Source organism: Streptomyces sp. TS71-3, from assembly GCF_018327685.1.
In the GTDB taxonomy this organism is placed as follows: domain Bacteria; phylum Actinomycetota; class Actinomycetes; order Streptomycetales; family Streptomycetaceae; genus Streptomyces.
Window position 1 is genome coordinate 2,018,017 of sequence record NZ_BNEL01000003.1, and the last position, 25,954, is coordinate 2,043,970.

General features: G+C 67.8%; 26 protein-coding genes, 5 pseudogenes and 2 riboswitches. Of the genes and pseudogenes, 13 read left to right on the top strand and 18 right to left on the bottom strand.

All coding sequences use genetic code 11. The features are described from left to right. Positions 1-202 precede the first annotated feature (202 nt). The 4 genes and pseudogenes from Sm713_RS32695 to Sm713_RS41825 form a co-directional block, all read right to left on the bottom strand. A complete protein-coding gene (locus Sm713_RS32695; protein ID WP_249416845.1) occupies positions 203-3,913 on the bottom strand; it encodes a helix-turn-helix domain-containing protein in 3,711 nt (1,236 codons plus the stop codon). 272 nt (positions 3,914-4,185) lie between these two features. Next, positions 4,186-4,374 (bottom strand): hypothetical protein, encoded by a 189-nt coding sequence (locus Sm713_RS41815; RefSeq protein ID WP_374196101.1) that lies wholly within the window; start codon positions 4,372-4,374, stop codon positions 4,186-4,188. A 203-nt stretch (positions 4,375-4,577) separates the two neighbouring features. Next, positions 4,578-4,700, bottom strand: a pseudogene (locus Sm713_RS41820) (winged helix-turn-helix domain-containing protein); the annotation flags it as partial. Beyond that, a complete protein-coding gene (locus tag Sm713_RS41825; RefSeq protein ID WP_374196102.1) occupies positions 4,675-5,040 on the bottom strand; it encodes a helix-turn-helix domain-containing protein in 366 nt (121 codons plus the stop codon). The gene Sm713_RS41825 and the pseudogene Sm713_RS41820, both read right to left, overlap by 26 nt. Before the next feature lie 375 nt (positions 5,041-5,415). Here Sm713_RS41825 and Sm713_RS32710 point away from each other — a divergent pair, with 375 nt between their 5' ends. Both Sm713_RS32710 and Sm713_RS41830 read left to right on the top strand, forming a co-directional pair. Continuing rightward, complete coding sequence (locus Sm713_RS32710; RefSeq protein ID WP_212913583.1) at positions 5,416-6,378, top strand: helix-turn-helix domain-containing protein; 963 nt, start codon at positions 5,416-5,418, stop codon at positions 6,376-6,378. Positions 6,379-6,703: 325 nt separating this feature from the next. After that, positions 6,704-6,910 (top strand): hypothetical protein, encoded by a 207-nt coding sequence (locus tag Sm713_RS41830; RefSeq protein WP_374196103.1) that lies wholly within the window; start codon positions 6,704-6,706, stop codon positions 6,908-6,910. Between the two features lie 229 nt (positions 6,911-7,139). On the opposite strand, the gene crcB (Sm713_RS32720) is transcribed toward Sm713_RS41830, so the two are convergent. From crcB (Sm713_RS32720) to Sm713_RS32760, 9 genes are all read right to left on the bottom strand, one after another. After that, the gene (gene crcB, locus Sm713_RS32720; protein WP_212913584.1) at positions 7,140-7,514 is read right to left on the bottom strand and encodes a fluoride efflux transporter CrcB; all 375 of its coding nucleotides are present in this window, start codon (positions 7,512-7,514) and stop codon (positions 7,140-7,142) included. Next, positions 7,511-7,885: a DUF190 domain-containing protein gene (locus tag Sm713_RS32725; protein ID WP_212913585.1), complete on the bottom strand. Its 375-nt coding sequence runs from the start codon at positions 7,883-7,885 to the stop codon at positions 7,511-7,513. Before Sm713_RS32725 ends, crcB (Sm713_RS32720) begins: the two co-directional genes overlap by 4 nt. Further along, positions 7,882-8,346: a fluoride efflux transporter CrcB gene (gene crcB / locus Sm713_RS32730; RefSeq protein WP_212915002.1), complete on the bottom strand. Its 465-nt coding sequence runs from the start codon at positions 8,344-8,346 to the stop codon at positions 7,882-7,884. Before crcB (Sm713_RS32730) ends, Sm713_RS32725 begins: the two co-directional genes overlap by 4 nt. Positions 8,347-8,546: 200 nt before the next feature. Then, complete coding sequence (gene eno / locus Sm713_RS32735) at positions 8,547-9,815, bottom strand: phosphopyruvate hydratase (RefSeq protein ID WP_212913586.1); 1,269 nt, start codon at positions 9,813-9,815, stop codon at positions 8,547-8,549. A gap of 103 nt (positions 9,816-9,918) precedes the next feature. Continuing rightward, positions 9,919-10,428, bottom strand: a complete 510-nt coding sequence (locus Sm713_RS32740; protein ID WP_212913587.1) for an inorganic diphosphatase — start codon at positions 10,426-10,428, stop codon at positions 9,919-9,921. Positions 10,429-10,521: 93 nt separating this feature from the next. Then, complete coding sequence (locus Sm713_RS32745) at positions 10,522-11,061, bottom strand: hypothetical protein (RefSeq protein WP_212913588.1); 540 nt, start codon at positions 11,059-11,061, stop codon at positions 10,522-10,524. Positions 11,062-11,406: 345 nt separating this feature from the next. Continuing rightward, entirely contained in the window at positions 11,407-11,754 is a 348-nt protein-coding gene (locus Sm713_RS32750; RefSeq protein WP_212913589.1) for a hypothetical protein, read from the bottom strand. A 30-nt stretch (positions 11,755-11,784) separates the two neighbouring features. After that, positions 11,785-13,449 carry an energy-dependent translational throttle protein EttA gene (gene ettA, locus Sm713_RS32755; RefSeq protein ID WP_212913590.1) on the bottom strand — a complete coding sequence of 555 codons (1,665 nt, stop codon included), beginning with the start codon at positions 13,447-13,449 and terminating at the stop codon, positions 11,785-11,787. Positions 13,450-13,519: 70 nt separating this feature from the next. Beyond that, positions 13,520-13,993, bottom strand: coding sequence for an NUDIX hydrolase (locus tag Sm713_RS32760; RefSeq protein WP_212913591.1), 474 nt, complete (start codon positions 13,991-13,993; stop codon positions 13,520-13,522). A 40-nt stretch (positions 13,994-14,033) separates the two neighbouring features. Beyond that, positions 14,034-14,094: riboswitch (Fluoride riboswitch) on the bottom strand. A gap of 99 nt (positions 14,095-14,193) precedes the next feature. Here Sm713_RS32760 and Sm713_RS32765 point away from each other — a divergent pair. The 3 genes from Sm713_RS32765 to Sm713_RS32770 all read left to right on the top strand — a co-directional run bounded on the left by Sm713_RS32765 (position 14,194) and on the right by Sm713_RS32770 (position 15,740). Next, a complete protein-coding gene (locus Sm713_RS32765) occupies positions 14,194-14,457 on the top strand; it encodes a universal stress protein (protein ID WP_212913592.1) in 264 nt (87 codons plus the stop codon). Positions 14,458-14,512: 55 nt separating this feature from the next. Beyond that, positions 14,513-14,576, top strand: a riboswitch (Fluoride riboswitch). Positions 14,577-14,682: 106 nt separating this feature from the next. Continuing rightward, on the top strand, positions 14,683-15,171 hold the full coding sequence (locus tag Sm713_RS41835; protein ID WP_374196136.1) for an inorganic diphosphatase: 489 nt from the start codon (positions 14,683-14,685) through the stop codon (positions 15,169-15,171). 35 nt (positions 15,172-15,206) lie between these two features. Continuing rightward, positions 15,207-15,740: a histidine phosphatase family protein gene (locus Sm713_RS32770; RefSeq protein ID WP_212913593.1), complete on the top strand. Its 534-nt coding sequence runs from the start codon at positions 15,207-15,209 to the stop codon at positions 15,738-15,740. Positions 15,741-15,838: 98 nt separating this feature from the next. On the opposite strand, the gene Sm713_RS32775 is transcribed toward Sm713_RS32770, so the two are convergent. Continuing rightward, entirely contained in the window at positions 15,839-16,600 is a 762-nt protein-coding gene (locus Sm713_RS32775; RefSeq protein WP_212913594.1) for a 2,3-diphosphoglycerate-dependent phosphoglycerate mutase, read from the bottom strand. A 512-nt stretch (positions 16,601-17,112) separates the two neighbouring features. Between Sm713_RS32775 and Sm713_RS32780 the strand changes: the two genes are divergently transcribed. The 5 genes and pseudogenes from Sm713_RS32780 to Sm713_RS41845 all read left to right on the top strand — a co-directional run. Next, positions 17,113-17,463 carry a CrcB family protein gene (locus Sm713_RS32780; protein ID WP_212913595.1) on the top strand — a complete coding sequence of 117 codons (351 nt, stop codon included), beginning with the start codon at positions 17,113-17,115 and terminating at the stop codon, positions 17,461-17,463. 306 nt (positions 17,464-17,769) lie between these two features. Further along, the gene (locus Sm713_RS40945) at positions 17,770-18,243 is read left to right on the top strand and encodes a phosphatase PAP2 family protein (RefSeq protein ID WP_249416847.1); all 474 of its coding nucleotides are present in this window, start codon (positions 17,770-17,772) and stop codon (positions 18,241-18,243) included. A gap of 466 nt (positions 18,244-18,709) precedes the next feature. Continuing rightward, positions 18,710-19,399, top strand: a complete 690-nt coding sequence (locus Sm713_RS32790; RefSeq protein ID WP_212913597.1) for a hypothetical protein — start codon at positions 18,710-18,712, stop codon at positions 19,397-19,399. Between the two features lie 50 nt (positions 19,400-19,449). After that, a pseudogene (locus Sm713_RS41840) lies at positions 19,450-19,653 on the top strand (transposase); the annotation flags it as partial. A 72-nt stretch (positions 19,654-19,725) separates the two neighbouring features. Further along, positions 19,726-19,875: pseudogene (locus tag Sm713_RS41845) on the top strand (transposase); the annotation flags it as partial. Here Sm713_RS41845 and Sm713_RS32800 read toward each other — a convergent pair. Further along, positions 19,849-20,476: pseudogene (locus Sm713_RS32800) on the bottom strand (cation:proton antiporter); the annotation flags it as partial. The pseudogenes Sm713_RS41845 and Sm713_RS32800 overlap by 27 nt on opposite strands. Between Sm713_RS32800 and Sm713_RS32805 the strand changes: the two are divergent. The 3 genes and pseudogenes from Sm713_RS32805 to Sm713_RS32815 form a co-directional block, all read left to right on the top strand. Further along, positions 20,432-20,698: pseudogene (locus tag Sm713_RS32805) on the top strand (response regulator transcription factor); the annotation flags it as partial. The pseudogenes Sm713_RS32800 and Sm713_RS32805 sit on opposite strands and share 45 nt — an antisense overlap. 350 nt (positions 20,699-21,048) lie before the next feature. Next, positions 21,049-21,534, top strand: a complete 486-nt coding sequence (locus tag Sm713_RS32810) for a cation:proton antiporter regulatory subunit (RefSeq protein WP_212915004.1) — start codon at positions 21,049-21,051, stop codon at positions 21,532-21,534. Between the two features lie 6 nt (positions 21,535-21,540). Beyond that, positions 21,541-22,716 (top strand): cation:proton antiporter, encoded by a 1,176-nt coding sequence (locus Sm713_RS32815; RefSeq protein ID WP_212913598.1) that lies wholly within the window; start codon positions 21,541-21,543, stop codon positions 22,714-22,716. 165 nt (positions 22,717-22,881) lie between these two features. Here the strand turns inward: Sm713_RS32815 and Sm713_RS32820 are convergent, their stop codons facing one another. The 3 genes from Sm713_RS32820 to Sm713_RS32830 form a co-directional block, all read right to left on the bottom strand. Beyond that, the gene (locus Sm713_RS32820) at positions 22,882-23,619 is read right to left on the bottom strand and encodes a DUF2470 domain-containing protein (RefSeq protein WP_212913599.1); all 738 of its coding nucleotides are present in this window, start codon (positions 23,617-23,619) and stop codon (positions 22,882-22,884) included. Positions 23,620-23,838: 219 nt separating this feature from the next. Then, the gene (locus Sm713_RS32825; RefSeq protein WP_212913600.1) at positions 23,839-24,936 is read right to left on the bottom strand and encodes an iron chelate uptake ABC transporter family permease subunit; all 1,098 of its coding nucleotides are present in this window, start codon (positions 24,934-24,936) and stop codon (positions 23,839-23,841) included. Next, positions 24,933-25,877, bottom strand: a complete 945-nt coding sequence (locus tag Sm713_RS32830; protein ID WP_374196104.1) for a FecCD family ABC transporter permease — start codon at positions 25,875-25,877, stop codon at positions 24,933-24,935. Before Sm713_RS32830 ends, Sm713_RS32825 begins: the two co-directional genes overlap by 4 nt. Between the last annotated feature and the right edge of the window lie 77 nt (positions 25,878-25,954).

The window sequence follows — 25,954 nt, forward strand, 5'->3', positions numbered from 1 at the left end:
GCGGCAGGCGTACGGCCGAGCCGACTTTCCTCTCCTACGACACCGCATCCTCCTCGGATGACCTCACGCTCAGCGATCGCCAGAAATGAGCCAGATCCGAATGATTTACGGTCCCTCGTCGGTCTCATCAACGAATACCGCCGAGCAAGCTGACCACCAGGAAAACGCCCGAGATCAGAGCCTGTGAAGCCATTTTGAAGCGCTATGGGGAGCAGGCGCGACGGTGAAGGTTTCGAGGAAGGTACTGCGCCTCCTCCTCGAACGACAAGGTTCGGTCCACGGCCAGACAGGTCTCGACGATGATGCTGGCAGGGCTGGGGAGCGCGACATTCCAGAGGAGTAGGTTGCCGTCGCCTTCTGTGGTGATCAGGGTGTGGCCGTCGGTGCTGAAGACGAGAGATGTGCTGCTCTTCGCACGCACGGGAAGAGTTGCACGAACGTATCCGGTCGTGGTGTCCATGACCTGAACGTCAGACGCGGTAGTGACGGCCAATGTGTGGTTGTCCGGGCTGAACACCATGGAGGGCGATACGGAATAAAAGGCGGGTACTCGGAAGCTGAGACTCATTTTTCTGTCTCCCGTCGTCGTATCCCAAACTTGTACCGTTCCGGTTCTTTCTTGGACAGCCAGAAACCGTCCGTTGGGACTGAATGCAAGTGTGGTGGCCTCCGGAGACCGGGAGGGCAGAACAGATCCTGCGGCCGTCCCGTCCTCGGTGAGAAGCCTGATCTCCACAGGCGGATGTGTGTTCCACAGTCGCAGACCCCCATCGGCGTGGAGGGCGGCGATGGTACGGCCGTCGGGGCCAACGGCCAATGACTGGATGCTGCCGAACGCTGACCGTAAGGAGGACACGGGGCCTTCGTCGGTGAACGTCTTCCACAGACTGATGCTGTCGCTTGTTGCAGCTGCGGCGAAGGTCTGTCCGTCCGCACTGAACCCCATTCGTCGACCGTAGGGATCGGGACTGCGCTGGAGAAGCGTTCTGGCTTCGGTTGTGCGTGCGTCCCAGAGGTGTGTTTCGTAGGAGGAGTCGGAGCCGGCCAGGTGACGGCCGTCGGGGCTGAAGGCCAAGGCCATTACCGTATCGCCGTTGGCTAGGGTGGCGTTTGCCGGGGAATCCGTGTCGAGCAGGCGTAGCGAATAATCGGCAATCCCGCCTTCCTTCGTGCTGACGCTGCTGACGGCCAGGGTGTGCTTGTCAGGGCTTAGGGCTGTGCCGGTGACGTGTTCACCATGTTCCAGGGGATAGGTCTTGCGGATGGGTGTGTCGACATTCCAGAGGCGCGCATTGTCGTCCGGCGAGCCACCAGTTGCCAGGGTGTGCCCATCTGGGCTGAAGGCCAGTGTTCCGATTCCGCGTGTACGAATAACCTGGTAGGAGCGACCGTTGGCCGTGTCCCACAAACGCACGCTGGAGTCGTCCCCGGCCGACGCCAGTGTGCTGCCATCGGGACTGAAAGCCGTCTGCGTCACCTTGCCGGTATGGCCTGTGAGGGAGGCTTTGACGCGTCCGGTTGCGGTGTTCCACAGCCGAACGGTGTTGTCGATGTCCGCAGTGGCGATCGTACGGTCATCAGGACTGAAATCCACTGACAGGGATGTCTTCGAGCCGGTGCCGCCAAGGGTCTTTGTTCGGTGGCCGGTGGCAAGGTCCCACAGACACACCGGGCCTGTGTCGCCGACAGTGGCCAGCGTTCGCCCGTCATGGCTCAATGCTGCGGTGCGGACGTCGACGTTGAGGCCACGAAGCCGAGTTGTATTCCGTCCGGTGGTGAGGTCCACCACCTGCCCTGACCCGATTACGGCAAGAGGACGACTGTCCGGTGTGTACAGAACTTGTGCTGCAACCGAGTGCGGAATATCAAGGTGCGTCAGCAGTTTGCCGGTGCTCAGTTCGCGTATCTCCACGCCTAGCCGTCTGTTGAGAGCCAGGGTGCGGCCGTCAGGGCTCACCGCCAGGTCGGAGATGAATTCCTGGTTGGGGATGGTACGGACGAGGCCGCCCGTCGTACTGTTTCTCACATTTACGGTGAAGTAGGGGCTCGCTGTGACGAGGGTGTTGCCGTCAGGTGTGTACGCCACCCACGAGCCGTGATCCCTGAGTCTTCGGCGCAGTGGATTGGCGGCTGCGGCATACAGGCTGACAGTGGCCTCGGTGGTGGGGCTGGTCTGGTAGGCATGGACGGCCAGGAGGGCGGCGAGATCGGGATCGGTCTCCCGCAGAGTGGCGGACTGGGCGGCGAGTTGGCGGGAGAGGGCCCGGTCCTGTGCGGCGATGGCGTCGTGACGCTGGACGAACGCCAGTCCTGCGGCTACGAGCGTGAGCGCGAGCAGAATGCACAGGCTCGTGGCGAACGAGCGCAGCCGGCGAGTGGTTCGAGCGGCTGTCTCCTGTTCCTTCTCGTGAGCGGTGATGCTTGCATTCAGGAACGTTCGTTCCTCAGTTGTCAGGCACGTATCGGCGCCTTCTTGGAACGCTTTTCGTGCTGTTTCCAGGCGTGTGCCGCGGTACAGGGCGCCTGCATCGCGGTGGAGCTGTTCCCAGGCCCGGGCATGATCGGTGAGCGCACGGTGAACTCGTAGTCGGCTGCGCTCCTCCTCGATCCATCCGTGCAGGCGGCTCCAGGCGGAGATGAGCGCCTCGTGGGCGAGTTCGACGGTGGTCTCGTCGAGGGTGACCAGGCGGAGCCGTGCGAGGCGTTCAAGGATCTCTTGTTCAGGGCCTGGTAGGTGAGCGCTCAACTCCGTGCGGTCGACAGGGCGCCGGGTGTCCTGTGTTCCCTCGCCGGGAGTGATCATGCGGAGCATCATGCGACGGAGGGTGCTGACCTGGTCGGGGGAGAGCTGATTGTAGAACTCCTCAGCGCTTTGGGCGATGGCGCCCCGAAGGCCGCCGGCAGCCTCGTACGCGGATGCGGTGAGGGCCCGGCCGCGGCGTCGGCGCCAGGTCTGGAGGAGCGTATGGGACATCATCGGAAGGGCGCCGGGCTGGCCAGTGACTTCCTCGATGATCCGGGAAGAAAGGGCCCGCTCAACGACAAGCCCGGCGGTAGCCGCCGGTTTGACTATGGCCGCACGCAATTCGGCTGGAGTCATGGGGCCGACGAGGAGGGTCGCGTCGCGCAGAGCATCAGCCAAGTTTCGGTGGTTGGCACAGTGTCCGAAGAAATCTGCCCGGACAGCGATGACCACGCGTAGTCGATTTGCTTCGTCTTGGGCCGTCAGAAGCATATCGATGAACGTAGTGCGCTCGTGAGGGTCTCGGCACAACGTGAAAAGCTCTTCGAACTGGTCGACGACAACCACCGTGTCGGCACCACCGCAGGGGACCTTCCCACCCGAGCCGAGCCCTCTGTCCTCCCCAATGGCGGGCCGCACACCGCTCAGAGCCGCAGCATGGGTATGTACCGGGTCAGGTCCCGGAGTGAGTACGCGCACGACAGCCGGACGCAATGACTCCGGTGACCCATCTCGTAGGGCGGGAATGAGCCCGGCCCGCAGCAGAGAGGACTTGCCGCTGCCGGACGCGCCCACCAAGGCCACGCAGCGGCGCGCTCGAAGAAGACCTGCCAGGTCCGCGGTGAGCTGCTCGCGGCCGAAGAAGCGGTCCTGATCCTGCGGCTCAAAGCGTCTTAATCCGAGATAAGGGCTGGCTTCGTCGCTCTCCCCGTCAGGTGACCGGCTCAGATCCTGGGCAGCCGCTTGCTGCCAGCGACGCTCCCACTCATCGTGAGCGCCGCCGCAAGCCCTGGCGTAGGCCAGTGCCACAGCCAGCGTGGGCAGTCGCCTGCCGGCCGCCGCCTGGGCGAGGGTGGCAGCCGAGAACTCTGCCCTACGCGCCATCTGCCGGTAGGTAACCCCACCCGCAGACTGCCGTAATTCCCGCAGCTGGAAGGCGAAATCCTCCACGGGCCCCCGGGTCGGATCAATTGGATTCTCAGCGCGTCCCATACCGTACCCTGCCTCTCTTATCGAGCTGGAACTACTGGATTGCCTACATGATGGTGTAGCTGATACGTCGGGCGTGGAAGTAGCTACAGACAAATGTGGAGTTGGCGCTGGCGGCGGTGTAGGAAGCGGCGGGTCTCGTGGGCGAGGTCGTTTACCGAGCGGGTGCGTGAGGCGTGTACGTGCCGTTTGATGTCAGCGTTGAGGAGTTCGTCGAGGTTGAGTTCGGGGTTCTAGCCGGGCATGAGATGCAGTTCGATGCGGTCGGCGTTCTCCTCCAGCCAGGTGTGGACGGCCTTGCTGTGGTGGACCGGGTGCCCCTCGGCGATGACGTGGACCTTGCGGCCGGCTTGGCGGCGAGCCGGCCGAGGAAGGCGGTGAACACCTTCGCGGTGAAGCGGCCGGTGAAGACGGTGAACCACAGTGCGCCGCGCGAGGCGATGCCGACATGACGTTCACGTGCAGCCGCTTGCCGTTGACCCGCACCACGGGGTACGGCCCTTCGGTACCCAGGAACGGCTGGGCGGAGCCGTGTCCGAACGCCGTCCGCACTGATCCGCCTCCAGGCCACCACGGCTTTCTCGGCCTTCGCCCGAGCGACGATGGCGGGGTATTCCTCTTCCCGCCACACGCGTACCTTCCGCTCCTGCTGCTGGTAGGCCGGGCGGCCCGGATGCTGCGGGGTGAAGCCAGGTCGGCGCAGCCACTTGCCCATTCCGCGCTCACTTCTGACCACTCCGGTCACCATCCGGGCCGGCTCCCGGCACCGCGGCTCTGGTCCACAACGGTCCACCGATCACCGGTTCCTCGGGCGAGTAGTCCGCCATCGCACGGAATAACGTGTCCCGTTCCTCGTCGCTGATCAGCTGGTGTGGCCCCGGGCGCCGGGTCCGCCGCACCACCAGAGCCTCACGGCCACCGCCGCGGTAGGACCGCCACCAACTGCCCACCGACCGCTCACTGATACCGAACACCTCGGCCGCCTTCCGAAACGTGGCGCGTGCCCGACTCCAACGCAGCCACCACCCACGACCGCACGACCTCCCCCGCGGCCGGCGACAGCCGACGCGCTCCCCAACCTCGATCACACTCAGTCAACGAACAGGCAACTCAATCGTCCCGGCTCAATAATGATCAAGGTCCAAGCCGCGCTACCCGGATTGTCCAGGGCGGCGAAACCGGCCTGCCAGACAACTCAGGAAGCACGAAGAATCAATGTCAGCGGTCGCATGGGCTGCACATCCAACGGTCCACGCCGGCCCACTGCCAGATTGGCACGCCAGTGGTCCGATGAACAACACCGGCATCCGCTCGAAGGCGGTCACTCATTCCGATCATTGAATACACGATGAAAATGACCACGAACTGGGGAACACATGTGTGCCGAAGCAGCCGTTACCAAATCAGCTCTTGACGCCACGGTCGGTGGTGTCGCAGGTTTACCCGAAGGAGCCGGGGAGCCGATGGGCGGTGAGACCCTCTTCCGAACCGATGACTTACCCGTAGAGGACCGCTTCGACGGCTTCCGTGACTGCATCACGAGGGCGGCCTTCCTCACCGAGGCCGACAGCGCATACGCCCGGGACTTCCGAGGCGAGATTCGTCTGATGCGGTTCGGCGGAATCCACTTGTGGCCGGTGGCCGCGCATCCGATGCGCCTCGTGCGCACATCCCGGTTGATCCGGCAGTCCGACCCGGAGGTCTACCACCTCACGCTCTCCTTGAGCGGCACCGTCGACATCAGCCAGGACGGCCGTCAGGCCAGGCACGGCCCGGGACACATGTACGTCGTCGACAGTTCGCGCCCGTCCGTCTGCAGCATCTCCCACCTCAACGCCCTGGGTCTGGACATTCAGCGCTCGCTGGTCCCGCTGTCGCCTCGCACTGTCGCGCCGCTGCTGGCACGGCCCCTGTCGGGAGGGAAGAGCGTGGGCGGACTGCTGGCTGCCCTGCTCACCCAGATAGCCAGCGAAGGCCCCCACGCTCCCGCCGACGCCACGCGACTTGAGACCGTCATCGTCGATCTGTTCTCAGCCACACTCGCCCACCACCTCGACGCCAAAGACCATCTCGCGCCAGAAACCCGCACCAGAACCCTGATGTTGAGGATCCGCGCTTTCATCGAACGCCACTTGCACGATTCCGCTCTGGACCCGGCCACGATCGCCGCCGCACACCACATATCCCTCAGCTACCTGCACCGCCTCTTCCAAAACGAAGGCATAACCGTCTCCGCCTGGATCCGTGCCCAGCGCCTGGAACGTGCCCGCGCCGACCTCAGCGATCCACAACAGCACACCGTTCCCGTGCACCACATTGCGGCACGCTGGGGCTTCTCCCACCATGCGGCCTTCACCCGCGCCTTCCGCAGTGCCTTCGGGACCTCGCCGCGGGATTACCGGCACCGGACGCAGGTTTCGACGTAGCAGGCCTCGGTGGGGCCGACGGACGCGGGCAGCTCCGTGGCATGAGGCGTCCGGGCTGGGTCGGTGCGGACTTCGTCGACGAGGACTCGTCGACGCGTCAGGCCGCCCCCGCGCAACGCGGGGGCGGCGCATTGCTCGGGCCCTCCGGGGCAACCAGGCTCGTGAAGTCCGGACTCCGCTTGGTCACGACAGCATCCGGAATGGGATGGTCCCCGGGCCGGAACCTGCTCTTCAGCGTGGATACCAGAGGCTGAAAGCGGAGTAATTGTCAAGAGCTGTGGATCGGCGGGATCCGGCGTCATTCTCCTGCCGCAGCGTCATGAGCATGGGTGATGGCCATGTCCATGAAGGCGAGGGCTTCAGTCCGGCGGGCGAACGGGCTGAGGTGGAGCGGCCGGTGGTGCTTGCCGTGCCGGTACGACCCGGCAACGCGGGCAGCAAGACCGCCGCCGGTCACATCACTGCCGCTCAGCTCGCCCCGGCGCAGCTGCCCTGGCCACAGACGGGGACGAAAGGCGCTGATCCGCTGTGATTCCGGCGGCGTAACACACGAGTTCGAGACCTGGCCTTTCGCGGGTGGAGTCCTGCATGATGCGTTGCAGGGCGTAGATGCCGCCCAAGCGAACGTCCATCTTGTTGTCACCCAGGTTGGCCACCGCTGCGGTGCAGCGATCTGTGATCTGGCCTTGTTTCGATCCACTGCTGGCTTCCTGGCTACCTCGTGTGGACCCGAGAAGTTCTCTCGTTTTCGGCGGGTCGTTTTAGACCCAAAGTGCCGTGGCGAGGGCCGCTCCTGTGAAGGCGGCTCCGAGGCCCGCGACCACGCTGGCGACGATGTTGGCGAGGGCGTAGAAGCGCGCGCCTTCCTCGTTGAGACGGAGTGTTTCGTAGGAGAAGGTGGAGTATGTCGTCAGGGCGCCGCACAGGCCGGTACCGAGGAGGAGTTGCAGTCGCTCGGGGGTGGCGCCGGCGGATGTCGCTCCGGTGAGCAGGCCGAGTATCAGGCAGCCGGTGATGTTGACGGTGAAGGTGCCCCAGGGGAGGACGGTGTCGTGTTTCATCTGCACGGTGCGGTCGGTGAGGTAGCGCAGTGGTGCGCCGACCATGGCGCCGGCGATGACCAGTAGCCAGTTCACTGTTGTTCTCCGGGTTGTCCTGGGTGGCCGGTTTCGTTGCCGCGGCCGATGTAGCGGATGACTTCGCAGGTGTCCAGCGTGACGAGTCCCTCGGTGACCAACTCGTCCAACTCGGGCAGGAAGGCGCGGATGTGTGCTTCGTCGTCGACGATGACGACCGCCAGGGGCAGGTCCTCGCTGAGCGAGAGGAGTCTGCTGGTGTGGATGAGTGAGGATGCTCCGAAGCCCTCGATGCCGCGGAAGACGGAGGCACCGGCGAGGCCTGCATGGTGTGCGCGGTGCACGATCTCCGTGTAGAGGGGTTTGTGGTGCCAGGTGTCGCTCTCGCCGACGTAGACCGTCAGGCGGACGGCGGATCCGGTCAGTCTCATCGCTGCCTCCATCGGACGATCCGTCGGGTGAGGTGCGCTGTCGTCCACACCGCCGCCAGGGCCGCGAACAGCGTGAGCGCCAGGTAGGCCAGGGCGGTGCGCGGTTTGCCGTCGTCGATCAGGCGCTGGATGTCGACGGCGTAGGTGGAGAAGGTGGTGAAGCCGCCGAGGACGCCGGTGCCGAAGAAGGGGCGTACGAGCCGGTGGGCTGCCCATACGTCGCTGATGATGACCATGAAGACACCGATGACGGCGCAGCCGATGACGTTGACGGCCAGGGTGGTCCAGGGGAAGGTGCCGTCTGCTGTCGGCCAGAGCAGTGAGGCGCCGTAGCGCGCGCTGGCGCCGATGGCCCCGCCGAGGGCTACCACGGCGACGATGGGTGCCTGTCCTGGCCCGCGAGCGGCGCGTTGCTCCGGGATGTGGAGGTCGACGTCGGGATCGACGGGCTCGTTCGCCATCAGAGGGCGGACCTCTTCCACGTGTGGCTCCTACTCGCCGGGTGCCCGGGCATACGGGCGCGCATGATCGCAAGTAGGGACCGTTGGCGGCGTCCTCGCCGCGGTTCGTGGCCGGCGGGCCCCACCGCCGTGTGCGGGCCCGAGGGCGACCGCGCTCCCTCAGGTTACCGGAAGCTTCCGGTTGTGGCTCGCCGGTACGGTCAGGGGTGGATGCCGTAGGGCAGGTCGGGTGAGGCGGCGGCGAGGGCGAGCAGCCGGTTGTACTTGGCGACGCGTTCGCCGCGGGCCGGCGCTCCGGACTTGATCTGGCCGCATCCGGTGCCGGTGGCGAGGTCGGCGATGAAGGCGTCCTCGGTCTCACCGGAGCGGTGGGAGATCATCTGCGCGTAGCCGGCTTCGCGGCAGATCCGCATGGCTTGGAGGGTCTCGGTGACGGTGCCGATCTGGTTGACCTTGATCAGGGCCGCGTTGCCCACCTCGCGCTGGATGGCCTGGGTGAGGATGCCGGGGTTGGTGACGAAGATGTCGTCGCCCATGAGCTGGACCCGCTCGGAGAGGCGCGCGGTCATGGTGGGCCAGCCGTCCCAGTCGTCTTCCGCCAGGCCGTCCTCGATGCTCCATACGGGGAAGCGTTCGATGATCTCTTCATAGCGGTCGATGAGCTGGGTGGAGGTGAGCAGTTCGCCTGCGACCCGGTAACCGTCGCCGGTGGCGAACTCGCTGGCCGCGGGGTCGAGGGCGATCGCGATGCCGTCGCGGCCCGGCGTGTAGCCGGCGTCCTTGATTGCTTCGACGAGCAGGGCGAGGACATCCTCCGGGCGGTCGATGGGCGGCGCGAAGCCCCCTTCGTCGCCCAGACCCGTGGGGTGGCCTTGGGATGCCAGCCGTGTCCTGAGCCGTCCGTACACCTCGGCGCCCGCGCGGACCGCCTGGGGGAGGTCGGGTGCACCGAGCGGGGCGAGCATGAACTCCTGGAAGTCCAGGTCGTTGCTGGCGTGGGCGCCTCCGTTGACGACGTTGAAGTGCGGGACGGGCAGGCCGGGTGTGGTGCCGGCGACGTCGGCGAGGGAACGCCACAGGTCTTTGCCGGTGGTGGCGGACTCGGCCCGTGCGGCGGCCAGTGACACCCCGACGACCGCGTTCGCGCCGAGCCGTTCCTTGGTGGCGGTGCCGTCGAGTTCCATGAGTGCCGCATCCACGTCGGCCGCCGAGCCGAAGGCACGCCCGGACAGGGCCGTGGCGATCTCGCCGTTCACGTGGGCGACGGCCGTCAGCACGCCCTGGCCTCCGAAGCGTTCCGGACGGCCGTCGCGTAGTTCGACGGCCTCCCGGCTGCCGGTGGACGCGCCGGAGGGGACGCCGGCGTGCACGCGTGTGCCGTCTGCCAGGGTCATGGTGACGGCGAGGGTGGGGCGGGCCCGGGAGTCGAGAACCTCCAAGGCCTCCAGGTCGCTGATACGGAAGGTCATGCCTCACTCCTTTGCTCGCCGAGGGGTACGGGGAGGCCCGGGGATGTGCGTCCCCTGCGTCAGACCGCGTCGACCTGCGCCGGGGCCTGACGCGGGGCGACCGTCATGGGTGGTGCCCGGCCTCGGCTGTCCGTGCGTCGACCGTGCGGAGTCGGGAGTCCCCTATCTCCTTGAGGGCCTGTTCACGGCCCTCCCAGTGCGAGCCCTCGACGGATTTTCCGGGTTCCAGGTCCTTGTAGACCTCGAAGAAATGGGTGATCTCCAGGCGGTCGAAATCGGAGACGTCGGTGATGTTCTGAATGGTCGCGTAGCGCGGGTCGTGTGCGGGCACGCAGAGGATCTTCTCGTCGGGGCCTTGTTCGTCCCGCATCGCGAACATTCCGATGGCCCGGCATTGGATGATGCAGCCGGGGAAGGTGGGCTCACCGGTGAGGACCAGCGCGTCCAGAGGGTCGCCGTCGCGGCCGAGGGTGTCCTCGATGTAGCCGTAGTCCGCGGGGTAGCGGGTGGCGGTGAACAGGAGCCTGTCGAGGCGGATGCGACCCGCGGTGTGGTCCATCTCGTACTTGTTGCGTGATCCCTGGGGGATCTCCACGGTGACTTCGAATTCCACTACGTCCTCCCCAGGAGGTGTGCCGGTTTCGGTCATCGCTGATGTCGAGTGATCATCGTTCGGCCGATCGGGGCGGCAGATGGCGTGAGTGGTTCATGGGGCGTCCACCTCCCGGGGGCCTTGATCGGTCCCGCACGCGCGCTCAGCCGAGGCGCGGACTTCGTCGCGAAGCTCGCGCAGGTCTGCGGCGGGCACCGCCAGCGCGTTGAGGCGCACCTGTAGTGCCTCGTGTGCTCCGTGGGCAAGCTGAGCTGCCTGGCTCAGCGGCCACTGGTAGTAGCTGATCAGGCGAGAGGCGCGCCTCATGAGTGCGATCGCATCTGGGTCGTTGATGCGCAGGGCACGTAGCCGGACCAGCAGATGGTGGAAGAACGTGTTCTGCTTGCTCGCCTCATTAGCCTCTGCACCCGTTACGGGAGCGGCCTCGCCGCATGCGGCGAGGGCCCGGTCGGCCGATGGTTGGGCGCGAACGGCCTCGTCAAGCAGGCCTGCAAGGGCCAGCAACTGAACTTGCGGGGTCGGCCCGCTTGGGGTCCGGCTCTTCCTGTGGAACAGCGTATGCCATACGTTCCACAGCAGGTCGTGATGGCCTTCATCCTGTACGGAAGAGGGTGGGCCGACGGGGATGGGCATGGCTCCTCCTGGTCGTATGACAACCAGGGACCGTCAGCGGCGGAACGCCGCGGTTATGGGTGAGCCCCATCACCACGCTCTCTTCCCATAGTACGTTTTCCCCCGGATGCCGGGGTCCAGCTGTGTGCATGGAACCGCTGCGCGCTGGGCCGAACGGGTGAGGGAAGCGAGCTCGGCTCCGATGGCCAAGGGGCCTGTTCCCGCTGCCCCTGGCCCAAGGTGCTGTGACACCCTTGTGCACGGACGGTAACAGGCGACGGGGCACGCAGGTATTACGGGTTGACTGAGAGTGCCGGGGCTGCCATCGGATCGGTGCTCGCGCGGGCCGTCTCTCGCGCGAGCTGTTCAGAGCACGGTGACCCTGAGGTGGGGCCTTCCGGCTGAGCGGGCCAGTGCCCGGGCTGCCGCGCGGGGGGCGGTATGGGCCGAGCCCGTGTCCCGTGCCTGCCGGTATCGCGAGCCAGGACACGCGGTGGTGGTGGTGTGCCTGCGGACGCGGCCCAGCAGTTCTCCGTGGAATGCCACCACCTGGATCACGGGGCGGCCCGGGAAGAGCGGTGCACAGGCCAGTCCCGGTGCGGTGGCGAGCGTCCGCGGCGCCTGTTGCTCGTGCCAGTGCCACTTGGCGTTGATCACGATCAGCTCGGCCGCACGGATCACTCCGGCGGCCGGTTCGCTCCTTGGGTGGGTCATTCCAGGCTCCAAGGCCTTGGGCTCCGGAGGTCAGGTCCGGGACAGCCTGCGGTGCACGACGCGGTGCGGGCGGGCGGCGTCCGTGCCGAGCCGTTCGGCCTTGTTGGTCTCGTAGTCCGCGTAGTTGCCTTCGAACCAGAACCAGTGGGCGGCGCCTTCCCACGCGAGTATGTGGGTGGCGGTGCGGTCCAGGAACCAGCGGTCGTGGGCCGTGATCACGGCGCAGCCCGGGAACTCCAGGAGTGCTGTCTCGAAGGAGGCCAGGGTCTCGACGTCGAGGTCGTTGGTGGGTTCGTCGAGCAGCAGCAGATTGCCGCCCTGTTTGAGGGTGAGGGCGAGGTTGAGCCGGTTGCGTTCGCCCCCGGACAGTACACCGACGGGTTTCTGCTGGTCGGGGCCCTTGAATCCGAAGGTTGCCACATAGGCGCGCGAGGGCACCTCGACCTGGCCCACCCGGAGGTGGTCAAGACCCTCTGAGACTGCTTCCCACACACTGCGGGTGTCGTCGAGTCCGGCCCGGGACTGGTCGACGTACGAGATGCGGACGCTCTCACCCAGCCGCAGCACGCCCGCTTCGGGGCGTTCCTCGCCGACGATCATTCGCAGGAGGGTCGTCTTGCCGACGCCGTTGGGCCCGATGACGCCGACGATGCCGCCGCGCGGCAGGGAGAACGAGATGTTCTCCCAGAGGATGTGGTCCCCGTGGCCCTTGGTCAGGCGGTCGGCTTCAAGGACCTTGCTGCCCAGGCGCGGGCCCGGTGGGATCTGGATCCCATCGAAGTCGGGCGTCCGGGTCCGACCCCGGGCCGCCAGGTCCTCGTACCGCTGGAGCCGGGCCTTGGACTTCGCCTGGCGGCCCCTGGAGCCGGACCTGATCCACTGGAGCTCGTCGGCCAGCCGCTTCTGCCGTCTGGCGTCCTTGCGCCCCTCCACCGTCAGGCGTGCCGCCTTCGTCTCCAGATACGTGGAGTAGTTCCCTTCGTACGGATAGGCATGGCCGCGGTCGATCTCCAGAATCCACCGGGCGACGTTGTCGAGGAAGTAGCGGTCGTGGGTGACGGCGACGACGGTGCCCGGGTAGTCGGCGAGGTGCTTCTCCAGCCAGGCCGCGGACTCGGCGTCCAGATGGTTGGTGGGCTCGTCCAGGAGCAGCAGGCCGGGCTGGGCCAGCAGCAGACGGCACAGTGCCACCCGCCGGCGCTCGCCGCCGGAGAGCTCCCGTACGGGGGTTCCTGGCGGTGGGCAGCGCAGTGCGTCCATGGCCTGTTCGATGCGGGCGTCCAGGTCCCAGGCGCCGGTGTGGTCGAGCTTGTCCTGCAGGGCGCCCAGCTCGTCGAGGAGCGGCTGCGCAGCGTCGTCAGGGGTGTCCGCCAGGAGGGCGGTGATCTCCTCGAAGCGGGCAAGGCCGCGGCGGGTCGCGGCGGCGCCCTGTTCGACGTTGCCGAGGACGGTGGCCCGGTCGTCCAGCGTGGGTTCCTGCTCCAGCAGGCCGACGGTGGTACCGGGCGCCGCAAACGCGTCCCCGTTCAGGGGCCGCTCCCTCCCCGCCATGATCCGCAGCAGCGTCGACTTGCCCATGCCGTTGGGGCCCACCACGCCGACCTTCGCGCCGGAGAGGAAGGCGAGGGTGACATCGTCGAGAACCACCTTCTCGCCGTGGGCCATGCGGGCCCTGCGCATCGTGTAGACGTACATGAGCCGGCCTTTCGATCAGACATGGGCGGATGAGTGGAAGCCGGGTCCGAGCGGGCGCGTGACGGGCCGGTCAGGTCAGGGAGCGCAGGGCGGCTCCGGGCACATGATCGCCGTCGCTGAACTCGCCCTCGTGCAGTGACTTCAATCCCCGCAGATGGCTCTGGATACCGGGGCGCAGTGTCAGCGTGTCGAGCTGTTCCATCGGCACGAACCGGGGCTCGTGGCCTGCTTCCGGGGCCAGCAGCTCGCCCTGGACGCCGCCGGTGGGGAACAGCACGATTTCGACGACGTAGCGTTGCCTCTGTCGGTCGTGTACGTCGAACACCAGGGCGCAGTGCAGCCTTGCGGCCTTGAGCCCGGTCTCCTCGCGCAGCTCGCGCCGCGCACAGGCGATCAGTCCCTCGTCGGGGCGTACGTGCCCGCCGGGGAGCTTCCATACGGGCAGGCCGTCTTCTTCGCTGCGTATCAGCAGAACGCATCCGTGCTGGAAGACGGCCACGGAGCAGCGTGTCTCCATGACGTGATGGGTGGGGGGATCGGTCATGGGGACCACCTCTGTGCGTCTGGTGCGCCCGGGGCCGCGGGCTGGAGCAGAGGCCATCAGCGGTGTCCGCGATTGTGGCGAGCCTCATCGCCGTCTCCATGGTGGCCGACTTCCCCGGTGCTGCCAAACGTTTTCCGGTGCCTGCGCAGGGGCCCGTGACGTGGGGATCGCTCGGGGCACGGTGTGTACGCCGGGCAGGGTTGCTTCCGCTCAGGCCGGACGAGGCGCTGCGCACGATGCCCACCCACGGTGCCCACGTCCGGCTGGAGTGCTCCGAGACCACCGACATCGCCGGCGACCTGGTCCGATGCGCCCAGACACATGGCTGCGACCTGATCGTCATCGGCCGGCGCGGTGAGGATCACCAAGTGCGTACCACCGGCCTTGGCCCGGTCGCCGAGACCGTGTGCCAGTCCACGCAGCTACCCGTACTCCCGGTCACGCACGCGCCCCACCTGACCTGAGCAGTCGCAGCCGGGCCGACGGTTTGGCCGACGCGCGCGAATGGCAGGACACTGGAACGTGTCGGGCGATGGGGCTCGCCCCAACCGCGTCCCATGACGCTGATGGCCTCTGCGTGATCCAGACATCTGGCAGCACGGGAGGCGAGGGGCATGCCCCACATCACCGTCATCGTCGACTCGACCGCCGGGTCCACCATCGGCAGGACCGACGACCCACCGCACGCCATGTCCGCACTGGCCCGCCTCGGTGGACGGCCCATCGGCCATGGACGTGTGGCCGACACGCTCGGTGCGGACGGGGGGCCGGTTGAGGCACTGGTGCTCATGGAGGAACCGGCGCTCCCCGACAGCGACGTGACCGGTCGGCCGGTGGCGGTGCTCCATGTCTCCGCCGGCAGCCACCACACCGAGGAACTGGTCCGTGCATCCGGATCCGAGGCTTTCGCGGACCTTGAGGACGCCACGGATCTCAGCCGCTGGCATGCGGAGCCCGCCGCCTGGGAGGAGACACTGGCCCGGCTGACTCCCGGACAGGCCCCACACGTCACGGGCTGTGGCACACGCGGGGAAGCCGAACACGTGCTCGCGCGCCCAGCATGCCTACTTCCAGCTCACCGGACGCATGGAGTGAGGGACCACTACGCAAGGAAGGCAGGACCCGGCCAGAGCTTCCCCCCAGGACGCCAACACGCCAGGCGCCATGGGCGCGCCTGACGAGGCCGGGACCCCGGACGAAGGCAGGTGAAGCCATGACGGTCGCCCCCGCGCGGCTCGTGGTGCTCCGCCACGCCAAGTCGGCATGGCCGGACGACGTCCCCGATCAGGAACGTCCACTCGCCCAGCGCGGGCAGCGAGACGCGCCGGCGGCCGGACGGTGGCTACGGGAGTCGGGATACGAGCCGGATCTGGTCCTCTGCTCGACCGCGCTGCGCACCCGCCAGACATGGGACAAGGCCGCGGAGCAGTTGCGGGGGACTCCGCTCGTGCTGTTCGACCCACGCATCTACGCCGCGGACGTCGATCGTCTCCTCGACGTGCTGCGGGAGGTTTTTGACCAGTACCGGAGCGTACTGCTGATCGGTCACCACCCCGGCGTTCAGGACCTGGTGCTCGCCCTGTCGAGCGGCGGAGACAACGAGGGACTCACGCGCCTGCGCACGAAGTTCCCGACCTCCGCGATCGCCGTCATGACGCAGCCCGGCCGATGGGCCGACCTCGCACCCGGTACCGCACTCCTGACAAAGTTCGCCGTTCCTCGGGGACCTGTGCCCGCCGGGCGGTGAAACGTGCCCGGCACACCGCTGCCGAGCAGGACGGCAGTGTCCCAGGGACTGCCGATGGCAGGCGCACCAGGACTTGGCGCTCCCGGACGGACGCCCGCTCAGGTATGGCCTTCGGCTGCCACGGCCTCGGCGGCTACCCGGGCACGGTCAGGATTCAGATACCGTCCACCGCGTTCCAGCGGACGCAGGTCTCGGTCAAACGTGTAAAGCAGCGGCGCGCCAGTGGGGATGTTCAGCTCCTCCACCTCGTGTGCGGTCAGTCGGTCCAGGACCGAGACCAGAGCACGCAGCGAATTCCCGTGAGCACAGACCAGCACCGTTCGTCCGGAGAACAGCTCACCGGCCAGGACATCGACCCAGTACGGCACGACCCTGTCCACCATGTCGGCCAGACTCTCCACGGCCGGCACGCCGGCACCGCGGATGGCCGCATAGCGCGGATCGGCTCGCAGCTCAGCGAGCTGCTCCGGTGCCAGCGGCCCGGGAGCAGCGGTGAGCGACCTGCGCCAGCCCTGATACAGCTCCACCCCCGATTCCTGACGCACCTCTCGTTTGCTCCGGCCGGTCAACGCCCCGTACTGGCGCTCGTTCAGCCGCCACGTGCGATACACGGGGATCCACGAGCGATCCAGCTTCTCCAACACGATGTCCGCGCTGACCACGCAGCGTCGCAGGACAGAAGTGTGCACGACGTCGGGCCGCAGCCCGTGCTGCGCCATCAGACGGCCTGCCTCGGCCGCTTCCCCCTCACCCCGCACCGTCAGCGGAACATCGGCCCATCCGGTGAAGCGGCCGGCAGCATTACTGGTGCTCTGGCCATGCCGTACGAGGACCAGGAGACCACCGGGGGCAACGGGCATGATCCCTCCTGGCTGCTGAGGTCGACCAGGAACCGTCAGCGGTCACCGCTGCCGTTCGCGGTGAGCCGATCACCGATGCGCTCGACGCACCCATTCAGTGTGCACCTCCTTCTCGCGGGTCCACGGCCCACACACCGTGGCACGGTCCGCTGAACAGGTGCACCGTTTCGACTACACCCCTCGCCCCGGAGCGCAATGCCTGCTCATCGGAGAGGGACGCCGACCGATCCCAGCGCGGTGCCGTTCCCGTGATGGCCGTGACTCGCTACTGTGGCCCACGCACTACGGCGGAGGGGCTCGCCGTAACCGCGGCACACACGTGTCGCCAACGGTCCCTACCTCGACATGACGCCCGCTCGACCGGGCTCTGAACAGGTAGGTGAACCATGCCCCCACAGCAGCGAGCACCGCATGCCAGCCCTGCTGCCCCTCTCACAAACCGGCACCGCCCCCTCCTTACGCCGCGTGCTGCTCGCTATCACCCCGCCATGTCCTCGAAAGGGAGTCCGACGATGGCCGTGCTTGTGTTGTTCCTGGGCGGGATCGGCGGCGCATTCTCGCGCCTGCTGATCGACAAGCGGTTGCAGGCCGGCCGCGGCACGCCGACGCCCTGGTCGGGGCTCGCGGTCAACGCCACCGGATGCTTCGTCCTCGGGGCCTTGGCAGGCCTGGCCCACACACGCTCCATGCCCACCCTGTCGGCGCTGCTGGCAGCAGCCATCATGACCTTCAGCATCTTCGGATACGCAACCTCCCGCTTGGTGGAAGACCACCACTTCGGCAGGGCGGGACTGACCGCCCTCGTCGGCTGGCTCATCGGAACGGCCACCGCCTCGGTGGGCCTGCTGCTCACCCTCAACTGACCCTCGACACCCGCGCCGACGTATACGGCCGGGAAGAGAAGGAACGTGATGACAGGAACCGAAGGAGGAGGAGCGGCACTCCGTGCTGTGATCGGCCTCGTCGGCACAGGACTGCTGGCTGCCGGCGCACGCCGACCTGCCCTCCTCCGGGGTGTGGACCGAAGGCTGACAGTCCCCGTTGCCCACAACCCGGCACAGCACCGTGCCTGGCTGGCCATCACCGTGCTCGGGTCGAGACCTGTGGCATACGCGGCGGTGACAGCACACTGCCTTCGGCGCGACCACCCCGCGGGCTGGTGGTGGCCGATGGCCACCCTGGTCACCGGTGATGCAGCCCGCACTGCGGTGTGTCGGCAGGTCGCACGAGCCCGGCCACCGGCAACCGAACAGTTGACCACGACACACGGAGCCAGCTTCCCGTCCCGCCATACCGCAACCGCCCTCCTCGCCTTCGGTCTGACGACGGCATCCGGGAAGCGGGCGGTCGCCGAGGGCATCGCCGCCGCCGTCGGAGTCAGCCGCATCGCGTTGCGGGCCCATTGGCCGACGGACGTCGTGGGCGGAGGGCTGCTCGGGTTCGGCTGGCTCGCGGCGGCGGAGTTCCTCGCCGCCCGCGCCAGGGGAGGGCGGCGACCACGGTTCGTCGGTCGCGGCGACCGGCCGTGCCCTCGACACGCACCATGCCCTCCGCGGGGAAACCGATCGACTCCACCCGGGCGGAACATCCACAAAGTGCCAGGATCAAGTCGGGCACACCAAAGCGGACGGATCATCATATAGCGCACCTGAACGGCGCGCCAGACTGCATCGTGAGAGGCGTAGGCGAATGAGCGGCCATCAGGGCGACGAGGAGCCGGAGTAGGAAGCCGGTTGGTTTAGCGCGGGAGTCGGCAGCGTCGGCGCGGCCAGTTTCTTCAGCGACTCAGGTCACGAGATCGCCACCGCGATCATGCCCAGCTTCCTGACTTCGACCCTGCACGCCTCGCCCGGCGCCCTGGGAATCGTCGAGGGCGTGAGCGACGCACTCACCGCATCGCCAAGCTCGCCGGAGGCCCCGCGGCCAACGACCCCGAACGGCGCGCGCGCATCGCCACCGGCGGGTACCTCGGCACGGCCCTGGCCACGGGCGCGATCGGCCTGGCCGGCACGGTCTGGCAGGTCGGCGTGCTGCGGGCTGTGGCCTGGGCATCGCGAGGGCTGCGCTCGCCCGCCAGGGACTCGCTGCTGGCCTCGCTCGCCCCGCGCCATGCCTACGCAGGGCCTTCGGCCTGAACGCGCCGGCGACAACCTCGGCGCGGTCGTCGGACCCCTGCCGGCCGCGCAGCTGGTGTCCCTCAGCGGTATCCGTGAAGCCCTGTACTTCGCCGCACTGCCCGGTCTGCTGGCCGCCATCGCGATCACTGTCGCCGGCCGGGAGGCCCGCCGCACCCTGGCCGCGCCAGCCGCCCGTCGACGGATACGGCTGAACCTGAAAGAACTGAAGCGCGCCGGGCTGGCGAGGGCGCTGCTGCCCGTGGCCATGTTCGAGGTCGGCAACATCGCCGTGACCCTGCTCATCCTGCGCGCCATCCAGCTCCTGCACCACGGCAGCCGCGACCTCCGGCCGCTGGAGGTGCGGTGGCCGACCTGTCGGTGTGCTCAGACCGACCGACCAGGGGTGGCAGAAGCTGCAGCAGATCGTGCGCCGGGGCAGCGCCAGCTCGGTGAATCGGCGGGCGCCGATGCTGCCGGCCTCGGCAGTTCCCGCCTGGGAAGAGCTTTCGCGATGCCCAGCGAGGCCTCAAACGCAACGTCTGCCGCCAGATCTTCAACCCCGCAAAGGAAGGAAGCAATCGAACAAGGAAGAGTTCCCGCAGGCGGCTTGACCCGGCGGGGCAGCCTTGAGGCTGTCCCGCAACTGCTGGAAGACCGTGCCGCGAAGAGGATGGGAGATTAAGGAACGATCGTTCTTGACTGATCGTTCCTCAAGTGGATCTGTGGGAACGGGTGGCTCCGTTGCTTCCTGTGCGTCCGCCGAGGCGCCGGAGGTATCCGGGACGACTGCCGGTGGACGACCGGGTTGTGCTGCGCGGGATCGTCTATGTGCTGTGCAAGGGGGTGAGCTGGGCGGATGTCCCCACCGAGAGGATCGGCTGCTCCGGAGTGACAGCCTGGCGCCGCCTGCGTGACTGGACCGAGGCCGGCCTCTGGCCACGCCTGCACGAGATCCTCCTCGGCGAGCTGCGTAAAAAGGGCTGCTCGACATGGACGACGCAGCGATCGACGGCTCGCACGTCCGGGCAGCAAGCACCACCTGATCACCGACCGCCACGGCACCCGCTGGCCGTCACGCTGACCGGCGGAAACCGCCACGACGTCACTCAGCTGTTGCCGCTGCTGGACGCGATACCCCGCATCCGAGGTGTACGGGGGTAGGCGGTTATCGAGGCCGGCACTTGCGGCAAGGGCGGCCAGGATGAGTGCGAACTCTCCGCGTGCGAGAAGCGTGGTGGCGATGTCTGCGGCAGGTTCGATGCCGTAGTGGTACAGGCGGGCGACGAGCAGTCCCGCGATTACATTCACCACGATGGTCAACGCTGCTGCGGTGGCCACGGGGGCGGCGACGGATGCGATGTCTCCTGGGTCGATGGCGAGGCCGGTGGCGAAGAAGAAGATCGCTGCGAAGGCGTCGCGGAGGGGGTGGACGAGGGATGCGCGGCGCGGACGAGGTGCCTGCGAGGATCAGGCCGGTCATGAAGGCGCCGATGGCGTCGGCGACTCCGAGGACCTCGGATAGGCCGGCGATGAGGACGACGGTGCCGAGGAAGCTGATGACCAGTAGTTCGTCTTCGCGGACGGCGATCAGGAAGCCGAACAGGCGGGTGCCGTAGCGAGCGGCAGCGGCCAGGACGAGGAGGAAGCCGAAGGCCTTGGCCGCCTGCAGGACCGTCTCCGAAGGGCCCTGGGCGCCGCTGATGATCGGCTGTAGTGCCGCGAGGTAGAGCGCGAGGAAGATGTCCTCGACCACGATGATTACCCCGGCGCCGTCAGCATCGTCATCCGCAGTTATCTGGAGCGCACCCGGCACGGCGGGACGCCGCCGGAGCGGACCATTACCAACCGTGAGGAGGAGATCCTGAAACTCGTCGCCGAAGGCCATACCTCGCAGGAGATAGCCGACCTCCTCGTCATCAGTGTCAAGACGGTCGAGCGCCACCGAGCCAACCTGCTGGAAAGGCTCGGCATGAAAGACTGACTGGAACTCACCCGATACGCCATCCGCGTCGGACTGATCGAGCCCTGACAGTCGAGTTCAGACATCGGCTCAGGCCGCCCCGTGCACCCGGCACGCGAGGACCTCGCCTTACCCGGCCCATACCGCACATCCGCATCGAATCCGACGGCACTCACGCCGACCTGTGCATCACGGTTCAGCGACCGCGCGGAAGCAGGCCCGCACCACATCCTCCCCGTTGCCGGCTGGTCGGCCAAACGCGCCCCTGCTTCAACCGCATGAGTTTGCCCAGGCGGCCGTTACAGCTCCCTCTTGGGTAACTCGTTACCATCTCTGTATTGATTCATTACGAGTGGTCGGAAGGATCTTTCATGGATGCGGCGTCCCATGTGCGCAAGACGGCCCTTCCAGGGGTCGGCGTGCGCTATGACCTCGACACGCAGGCCGGTAAGCACCTGTCCGTCGTCGTCCATCAAGATGGGCGCCGCACGATCGGTTTCCACGACCCCGCGGACGACGAGAGCTGCAAGGAGACCGTGACCCTCGCGCCGCAGGAGGCAACGGCTCTGGGTCAGGTGCTGCTGCCCGACTCGCTTCGCGCCGTTCGCAGCCAAGTGGAGATCGACCTCGTGACGGAACGCATACCCATCACGAAGCAGTCTGCCTACGGAGGACGGACCCTGGGGGAGACCAGGGCCCGCACTCTTACCGGTGCGTCGATCGTCGCCGTGCTGCGGCGCACAGGGGCCTTTCCCTCCCCTGCGCCCGACTTCCGCTTCGCTATCGGCGACACCCTCGTGGTCGTGGGCACGCGCGAGGGAGTCAACGCCGTCTCCACGCTGATAGCGGGAGGGTAGGGGCGCGTGCAGGACACCTCGCTGCTCATAGAACTCGGAGCCATCGTCCTCGCGCTCGGTCTGCTCGGCCGCTTCTCGGGGCGTATCGGATTCTCACCGATCCCCCTCTACCTCCTCGCCGGTCTCGCCTTCGGCCGGGGCGGTCTGCTGCCACTGGACGCCAGTGAGGATTTCGTCGCCACCGGCGCCGAAATCGGAGTCATCCTGCTCCTGCTCCTGCTCGGCCTCGAATACAGCGCATCGGATCTGGTCAGCAGCCTCAAGACCCAATACCCCTCCGGGGTCATCGACTTCGTCCTCAACGCGCTACCGGGCGCGGCCGCCGGGCTGCTGCTGGGCTGGGGCCCGGTCGCGGCCGTCACCCTGGCGGGCGTGACGTGGATCTCCTCCTCGGGAGTCATCGCGAAGATCCTGGGGGACCTCGGAAGGCTCGGCAACCGGGAGACCCCGGTCGTGCTCGGAGTCCTCGTCATGGAGGACCTGGCGATGGCCGTCTACCTGCCGATCCTCACCGCCCTGCTGTCCGGCGTCAGCCTGGCCAGTGGAAGCCTCACCCTCCTCATCTCGCTCGGCACCGTGGGCGCCGTGCTGTTCGTTGCCCTCCGGTACGGTCGCTGGATCAGCCGTGCCGTGTCCTCCGACAACGCCGAGATGCTGCTCCTCGTCGTCCTCGGCCTCGCGCTACTCGTGGCGGGCATCGCGCAACAACTCCAGGTCTCAGCCGCCGTGGGGGCCTTCCTCGTCGGCATCGCCCTGTCCGGTGAGGTCGCCGAGGGCGCGAGCAGCCTGCTCACACCGCTCAGAGACCTCTTCGCCGCGGTCTTCTTCGTCTTCTTCGGACTCAGCACCAACCCGGCGGACATCCCACCAGTGCTCCTGCCCGCCCTGCTCCTGGCGGCTCTCACCGCACTCACGAAGATCGCCACCGGCTACCTCGCGGCCCGCAGGGCAGGCATCAGAACCGCGGGTCGCTGGCGAGCGGGAGGTGCACTCGTCGCACGCGGCGAGTTCTCCATCGTCATCGCCGGGCTCGCCGTCGGTGTCGACCCCCGCATCGGCCCCCTGGCCACGGCCTACGTACTGATCCTGGTGATCCTCGGCCCGGTCGGCGCACGCTTCACCGAACCCGTCGCACGACGCCTCACAGCTCGGTCGGCCAGGACGTGGGAGGTGCACATCTGATGGTCACCGGGACGACCTCCGACAGCCATCGGCGTCTCCGACAAGCATCGGCGATGCCCTGGTCCCTACCTGGCGATCGTCGCCAGCCTGGCCCCCGCCTGCTGGCCTTCCGTCGCTTCTGGATTGGGGATGCAGGGGCGATGGGGTTGGGGCTCAGGGCTGTCGTTACCTGTCCTTCGTGTCGCGGTGCAGGCGTGTGGCCCATTGACGGCGCGGCGAGGTGTGGAGCGCCTCGGCCAATAGGGCGTGAATCTGCTCCCGCGTCTGATCCGCCTTCCTTACCGCCACCGGGAAGGCCAGTCGTACGTCGCGGTGTCGGTGCAGGTATTCCAGCCGCATGGTGATGCCGTAGCGGTCCATGGCCAGTGGCAGGGCTCGCAGCATTCCCTGTTTGAGCAGCGGATCGACGAGGCGCAGCAGTGTCGTGATGAGATCGGCGTGGTGGTCGGCCATGTGGGTGAGCATGCCTGCTTCGCAGGTTGCCAGGGGGTCTTGCAAGGCAGCCAGCAGTTCGCCCCGGTGCACTGCGGTGCGGTTCCGGTCGGTGCGCAGCAGCGCCCGCTCCACTGTCATGAGGTGGCTGTCCTCGTTCTCGTGGTCCACCTGGAGCTGTCCCACGATCGTGACCCTGGCCCGCACCCGGTTGCGTACGGCCACCGGCGCGATGTCGGTCAACTCCAGGGCGGCGGGCCCCTCCTCGCCTGGAAGAGCACTCGCAGCGTCCGGTGCGGACAAGGGCACGGGGCACAGGCGGACCTTGTCCGCCCGGGTGCCGGTGTCGACGCGGTACACCTCGACAGGCCCTCGGCCGGTGAGGAGGGTCATGGAGCGTGCTGCCGCCAGGATGAATCGGACCTGCTCGGCGCTGGTCGGCTGGGTGGGGGAAGAGGTGGATCGAGGCATCGGATCTCCACGGAACGTAAGGCTAGGTTAGCCTTACCTAAGTTAATCTCTCCGTCGGATTCTGTCTCCCCCGTCTGCTTGCCGGAAACGCCGGCGCCGTGCTCTGCGGCCGGAGTATCCGTGCCGCGTGTGTTCTCCTGCGCCGGGACGTCGTGCCGCCGATGATCCGGTCCTGTCGCTGCGTCTGTCGGGTTCTCGTGGGCCGGTCCCGCGCCCTGGTCAGATCCGGGACCGGACCCGTTGCCGCCAGAGGAGTACTCCCAGGTACAGACCGCCGAAAACAGCGGTGGCCACGCCGACGGGTAGTTGGGTGGCCTGAGTGATGTGCTGGACGGTGAAGTCCGAGGTGACTACGAGCAGCGCGCCGGTGCAGGCGGCCGTGATCGAATGGGGGCCGGGCATCCGTGTGAGGCGTCGGGCGAGTTGAGGCGCCACGAGGGCGACGAAAGGGATCGGTCCCGCGGCGGCGGTCGCCATGGCGCAGGCCGCCGTGGCGAGCACGAGGATGTGCAGCCGTGTGCGCCCGACCGGGATGCCGAGCCCGGATGCCGCCTCGTCGCCCATCTCCATGATTCTCAGGCGTCCCGCTGCCAGAGTGGCCAGGGGCAGCACCACCGCCAGCCCGACCGCGACGGGCTTGACGTCCTGCCAGCTCCTGCCGTTGAGGCTGCCGTTGAGCCACACCATGGCCTGTGCCGCCTCGGTGATCCTCGACTTTGCCAGCAGGTAGGCGTTGACGCCCTGGAGGAGGGTGCTCACGCCGATGCCGACCAGCACCATCCGGTAGCCGTGCACGCCCCGGCGCCAGGCGAGTAGGTACACCAGCAGGGCGGTCGCCAGGCCGCCGCCCACCGCCCCGAGGGCCACCTCGCCGCCGGTGCCGCCGGCGACCAGGATGACCAGCAGGCCACCGGTCGCCGAGCCGTATGTGAAGCCGATGATGTCGGGGCTGCCCAGCGGATTGCGGAACAGGCTCTGGAACAGCGCGCCGCTCAGGCCCAGTGCGGCCCCGGCCATCATCCCGGTCAGCAGCCGTGGCAGGCGGAGCTCGTTGACCACGAAGTCCGTCTGCCTGCTGCCGTTGCCGAGCAGTGTGCGCACCACGTCCGCCGGTGAGATGGCGTACGCACCGGTGCCGAGCGCGAGCACGCCGACGGCGGCCGCGGCGGCCAGCAGGATCAGGCAGACCGACACCGCGCGCAGGTCCACTCTGAGGGAGAGGCGTCCGGAGAAGCCCCGCACCACATGGGAGCGGCGGCCGTGCGCGGCGGGGGCTGCCGCGGGTTTCGCCGCCGTTCTGGGTCCGGCGCCGGTCATGCGGTCACGGTCCTGCGGTGGCGTACCAGGAGGATGAAGACCGGGGCGCCGATCACGGCGGTGATCACGCCCGCGTCCAGTTCGTCGGGCCGGACCACGATCCGCCCGAGCACGTCCGCGAGGAGCAGCAGCGCGGGTGCCAGCAGGATGCACAGCGGCAGCATCCAGCGCTGGTCGGCGCCGACGACGAGCCGGGCGATGTGGGGCACGGCGAGGCCGACGAAGACCAGGGGTCCGACGGCCGCCGTCGCCGCGCCGCACAGCAGTGTCACGGCCACCAGCCCGAGGGCGCGGGTGGTGTTCAGTGAGGTGCCCAGGGCGCGCGCGGTGTCGTCGCCCAGCGCCATGGCGTTGAGCGGTTTGACCAGACAGAGCCCGAGGATCAGACCGGCGGCCACGAACGGCGTCAGCGCGGCCAGCGTCGTGTCGCCGCTCCTCGAGAGCGAGCCCACGCTCCAGAATCTCAGCTCGTCGAGGGTCTGCGCGTCGAGCAGCATCATCGTCTGGCTGACGCCGGTGAACACCGCCGCGATCACCGCTCCGCTCAGGGCCAGCCGTTCGGGAGTCGCGCCTCCGCGCCCGCCCGAGGCCAGGACGTACACGAGCAGGCTGCTGATCACCGCGCCGAGCATGGCGAACCACAACGACGCCCACAGGCTGGTGAGTCCCAGCACCGTGAGGGCGAACACCAGTCCGCCGGCGGCCCCGGCGTTGATGCCGAGCAAGCCCGGGTCCGCCAGAGGATTGCGGGTCAGCGCCTGGATGAGGTCTCCCGCGGCGCCGAGGGCGGCGCCAGCGAGGACGCCGGCCATGGTGCGGGGCACCCGGACGTCCCAGACCACGGAGGCCGGATCCGAGCCGTCGTGGTGCAGGAGGGCGTGTGCGACCTCGGGCAGAGGCAGCGAGCGCGATCCGACCGCCAGGCTCAACAGCACGGCCACGGCCAGCAGGAGGATACAGACGGCCAGGGCGAGCGGGCGTGCCGAGCCCCGGCGCCGCGGGGCGGCGGCTGTACGGA

Coding starts and splice junctions, on each gene's coding strand:
- Sm713_RS32750 (WP_212913589.1), bottom strand. CDS start 11,754: ATGACCCACCCAAGGAGCGAACCGGCCGCCGGAGTGATCCGTGCGGCC.
- Sm713_RS32760 (WP_212913591.1), bottom strand. CDS start 13,993: ATGACCGATCCCCCCACCCATCACGTCATGGAGACACGCTGCTCCGTG.
- Sm713_RS32745 (WP_212913588.1), bottom strand. CDS start 11,061: ATGCCCATCCCCGTCGGCCCACCCTCTTCCGTACAGGATGAAGGCCAT.
- Sm713_RS32775 (WP_212913594.1), bottom strand. CDS start 16,600: ATGCCCGTTGCCCCCGGTGGTCTCCTGGTCCTCGTACGGCATGGCCAG.
- Sm713_RS41835 (WP_374196136.1), top strand. CDS start 14,683: ATGTCCGCACTGGCCCGCCTCGGTGGACGGCCCATCGGCCATGGACGT.
- crcB (WP_212915002.1), bottom strand. CDS start 8,346: ATGGCGAACGAGCCCGTCGATCCCGACGTCGACCTCCACATCCCGGAG.
- Sm713_RS32770 (WP_212913593.1), top strand. CDS start 15,207: ATGACGGTCGCCCCCGCGCGGCTCGTGGTGCTCCGCCACGCCAAGTCG.
- Sm713_RS32710 (WP_212913583.1), top strand. CDS start 5,416: ATGGGCGGTGAGACCCTCTTCCGAACCGATGACTTACCCGTAGAGGAC.
- ettA (WP_212913590.1), bottom strand. CDS start 13,449: ATGTACGTCTACACGATGCGCAGGGCCCGCATGGCCCACGGCGAGAAG.
- Sm713_RS32820 (WP_212913599.1), bottom strand. CDS start 23,619: ATGCCTCGATCCACCTCTTCCCCCACCCAGCCGACCAGCGCCGAGCAG.
- eno (WP_212913586.1), bottom strand. CDS start 9,815: ATGACCTTCCGTATCAGCGACCTGGAGGCCTTGGAGGTTCTCGACTCC.
- Sm713_RS41830 (WP_374196103.1), top strand. CDS start 6,704: ATGGGTGATGGCCATGTCCATGAAGGCGAGGGCTTCAGTCCGGCGGGC.
- Sm713_RS32825 (WP_212913600.1), bottom strand. CDS start 24,936: ATGACCGGCGCCGGACCCAGAACGGCGGCGAAACCCGCGGCAGCCCCC.
- Sm713_RS32725 (WP_212913585.1), bottom strand. CDS start 7,885: ATGAGACTGACCGGATCCGCCGTCCGCCTGACGGTCTACGTCGGCGAG.
- Sm713_RS32780 (WP_212913595.1), top strand. CDS start 17,113: ATGGCCGTGCTTGTGTTGTTCCTGGGCGGGATCGGCGGCGCATTCTCG.
- Sm713_RS40945 (WP_249416847.1), top strand. CDS start 17,770: ATGGCCACCCTGGTCACCGGTGATGCAGCCCGCACTGCGGTGTGTCGG.
- Sm713_RS32810 (WP_212915004.1), top strand. CDS start 21,049: ATGGATGCGGCGTCCCATGTGCGCAAGACGGCCCTTCCAGGGGTCGGC.
- Sm713_RS32790 (WP_212913597.1), top strand. CDS start 18,710: ATGCCTACGCAGGGCCTTCGGCCTGAACGCGCCGGCGACAACCTCGGC.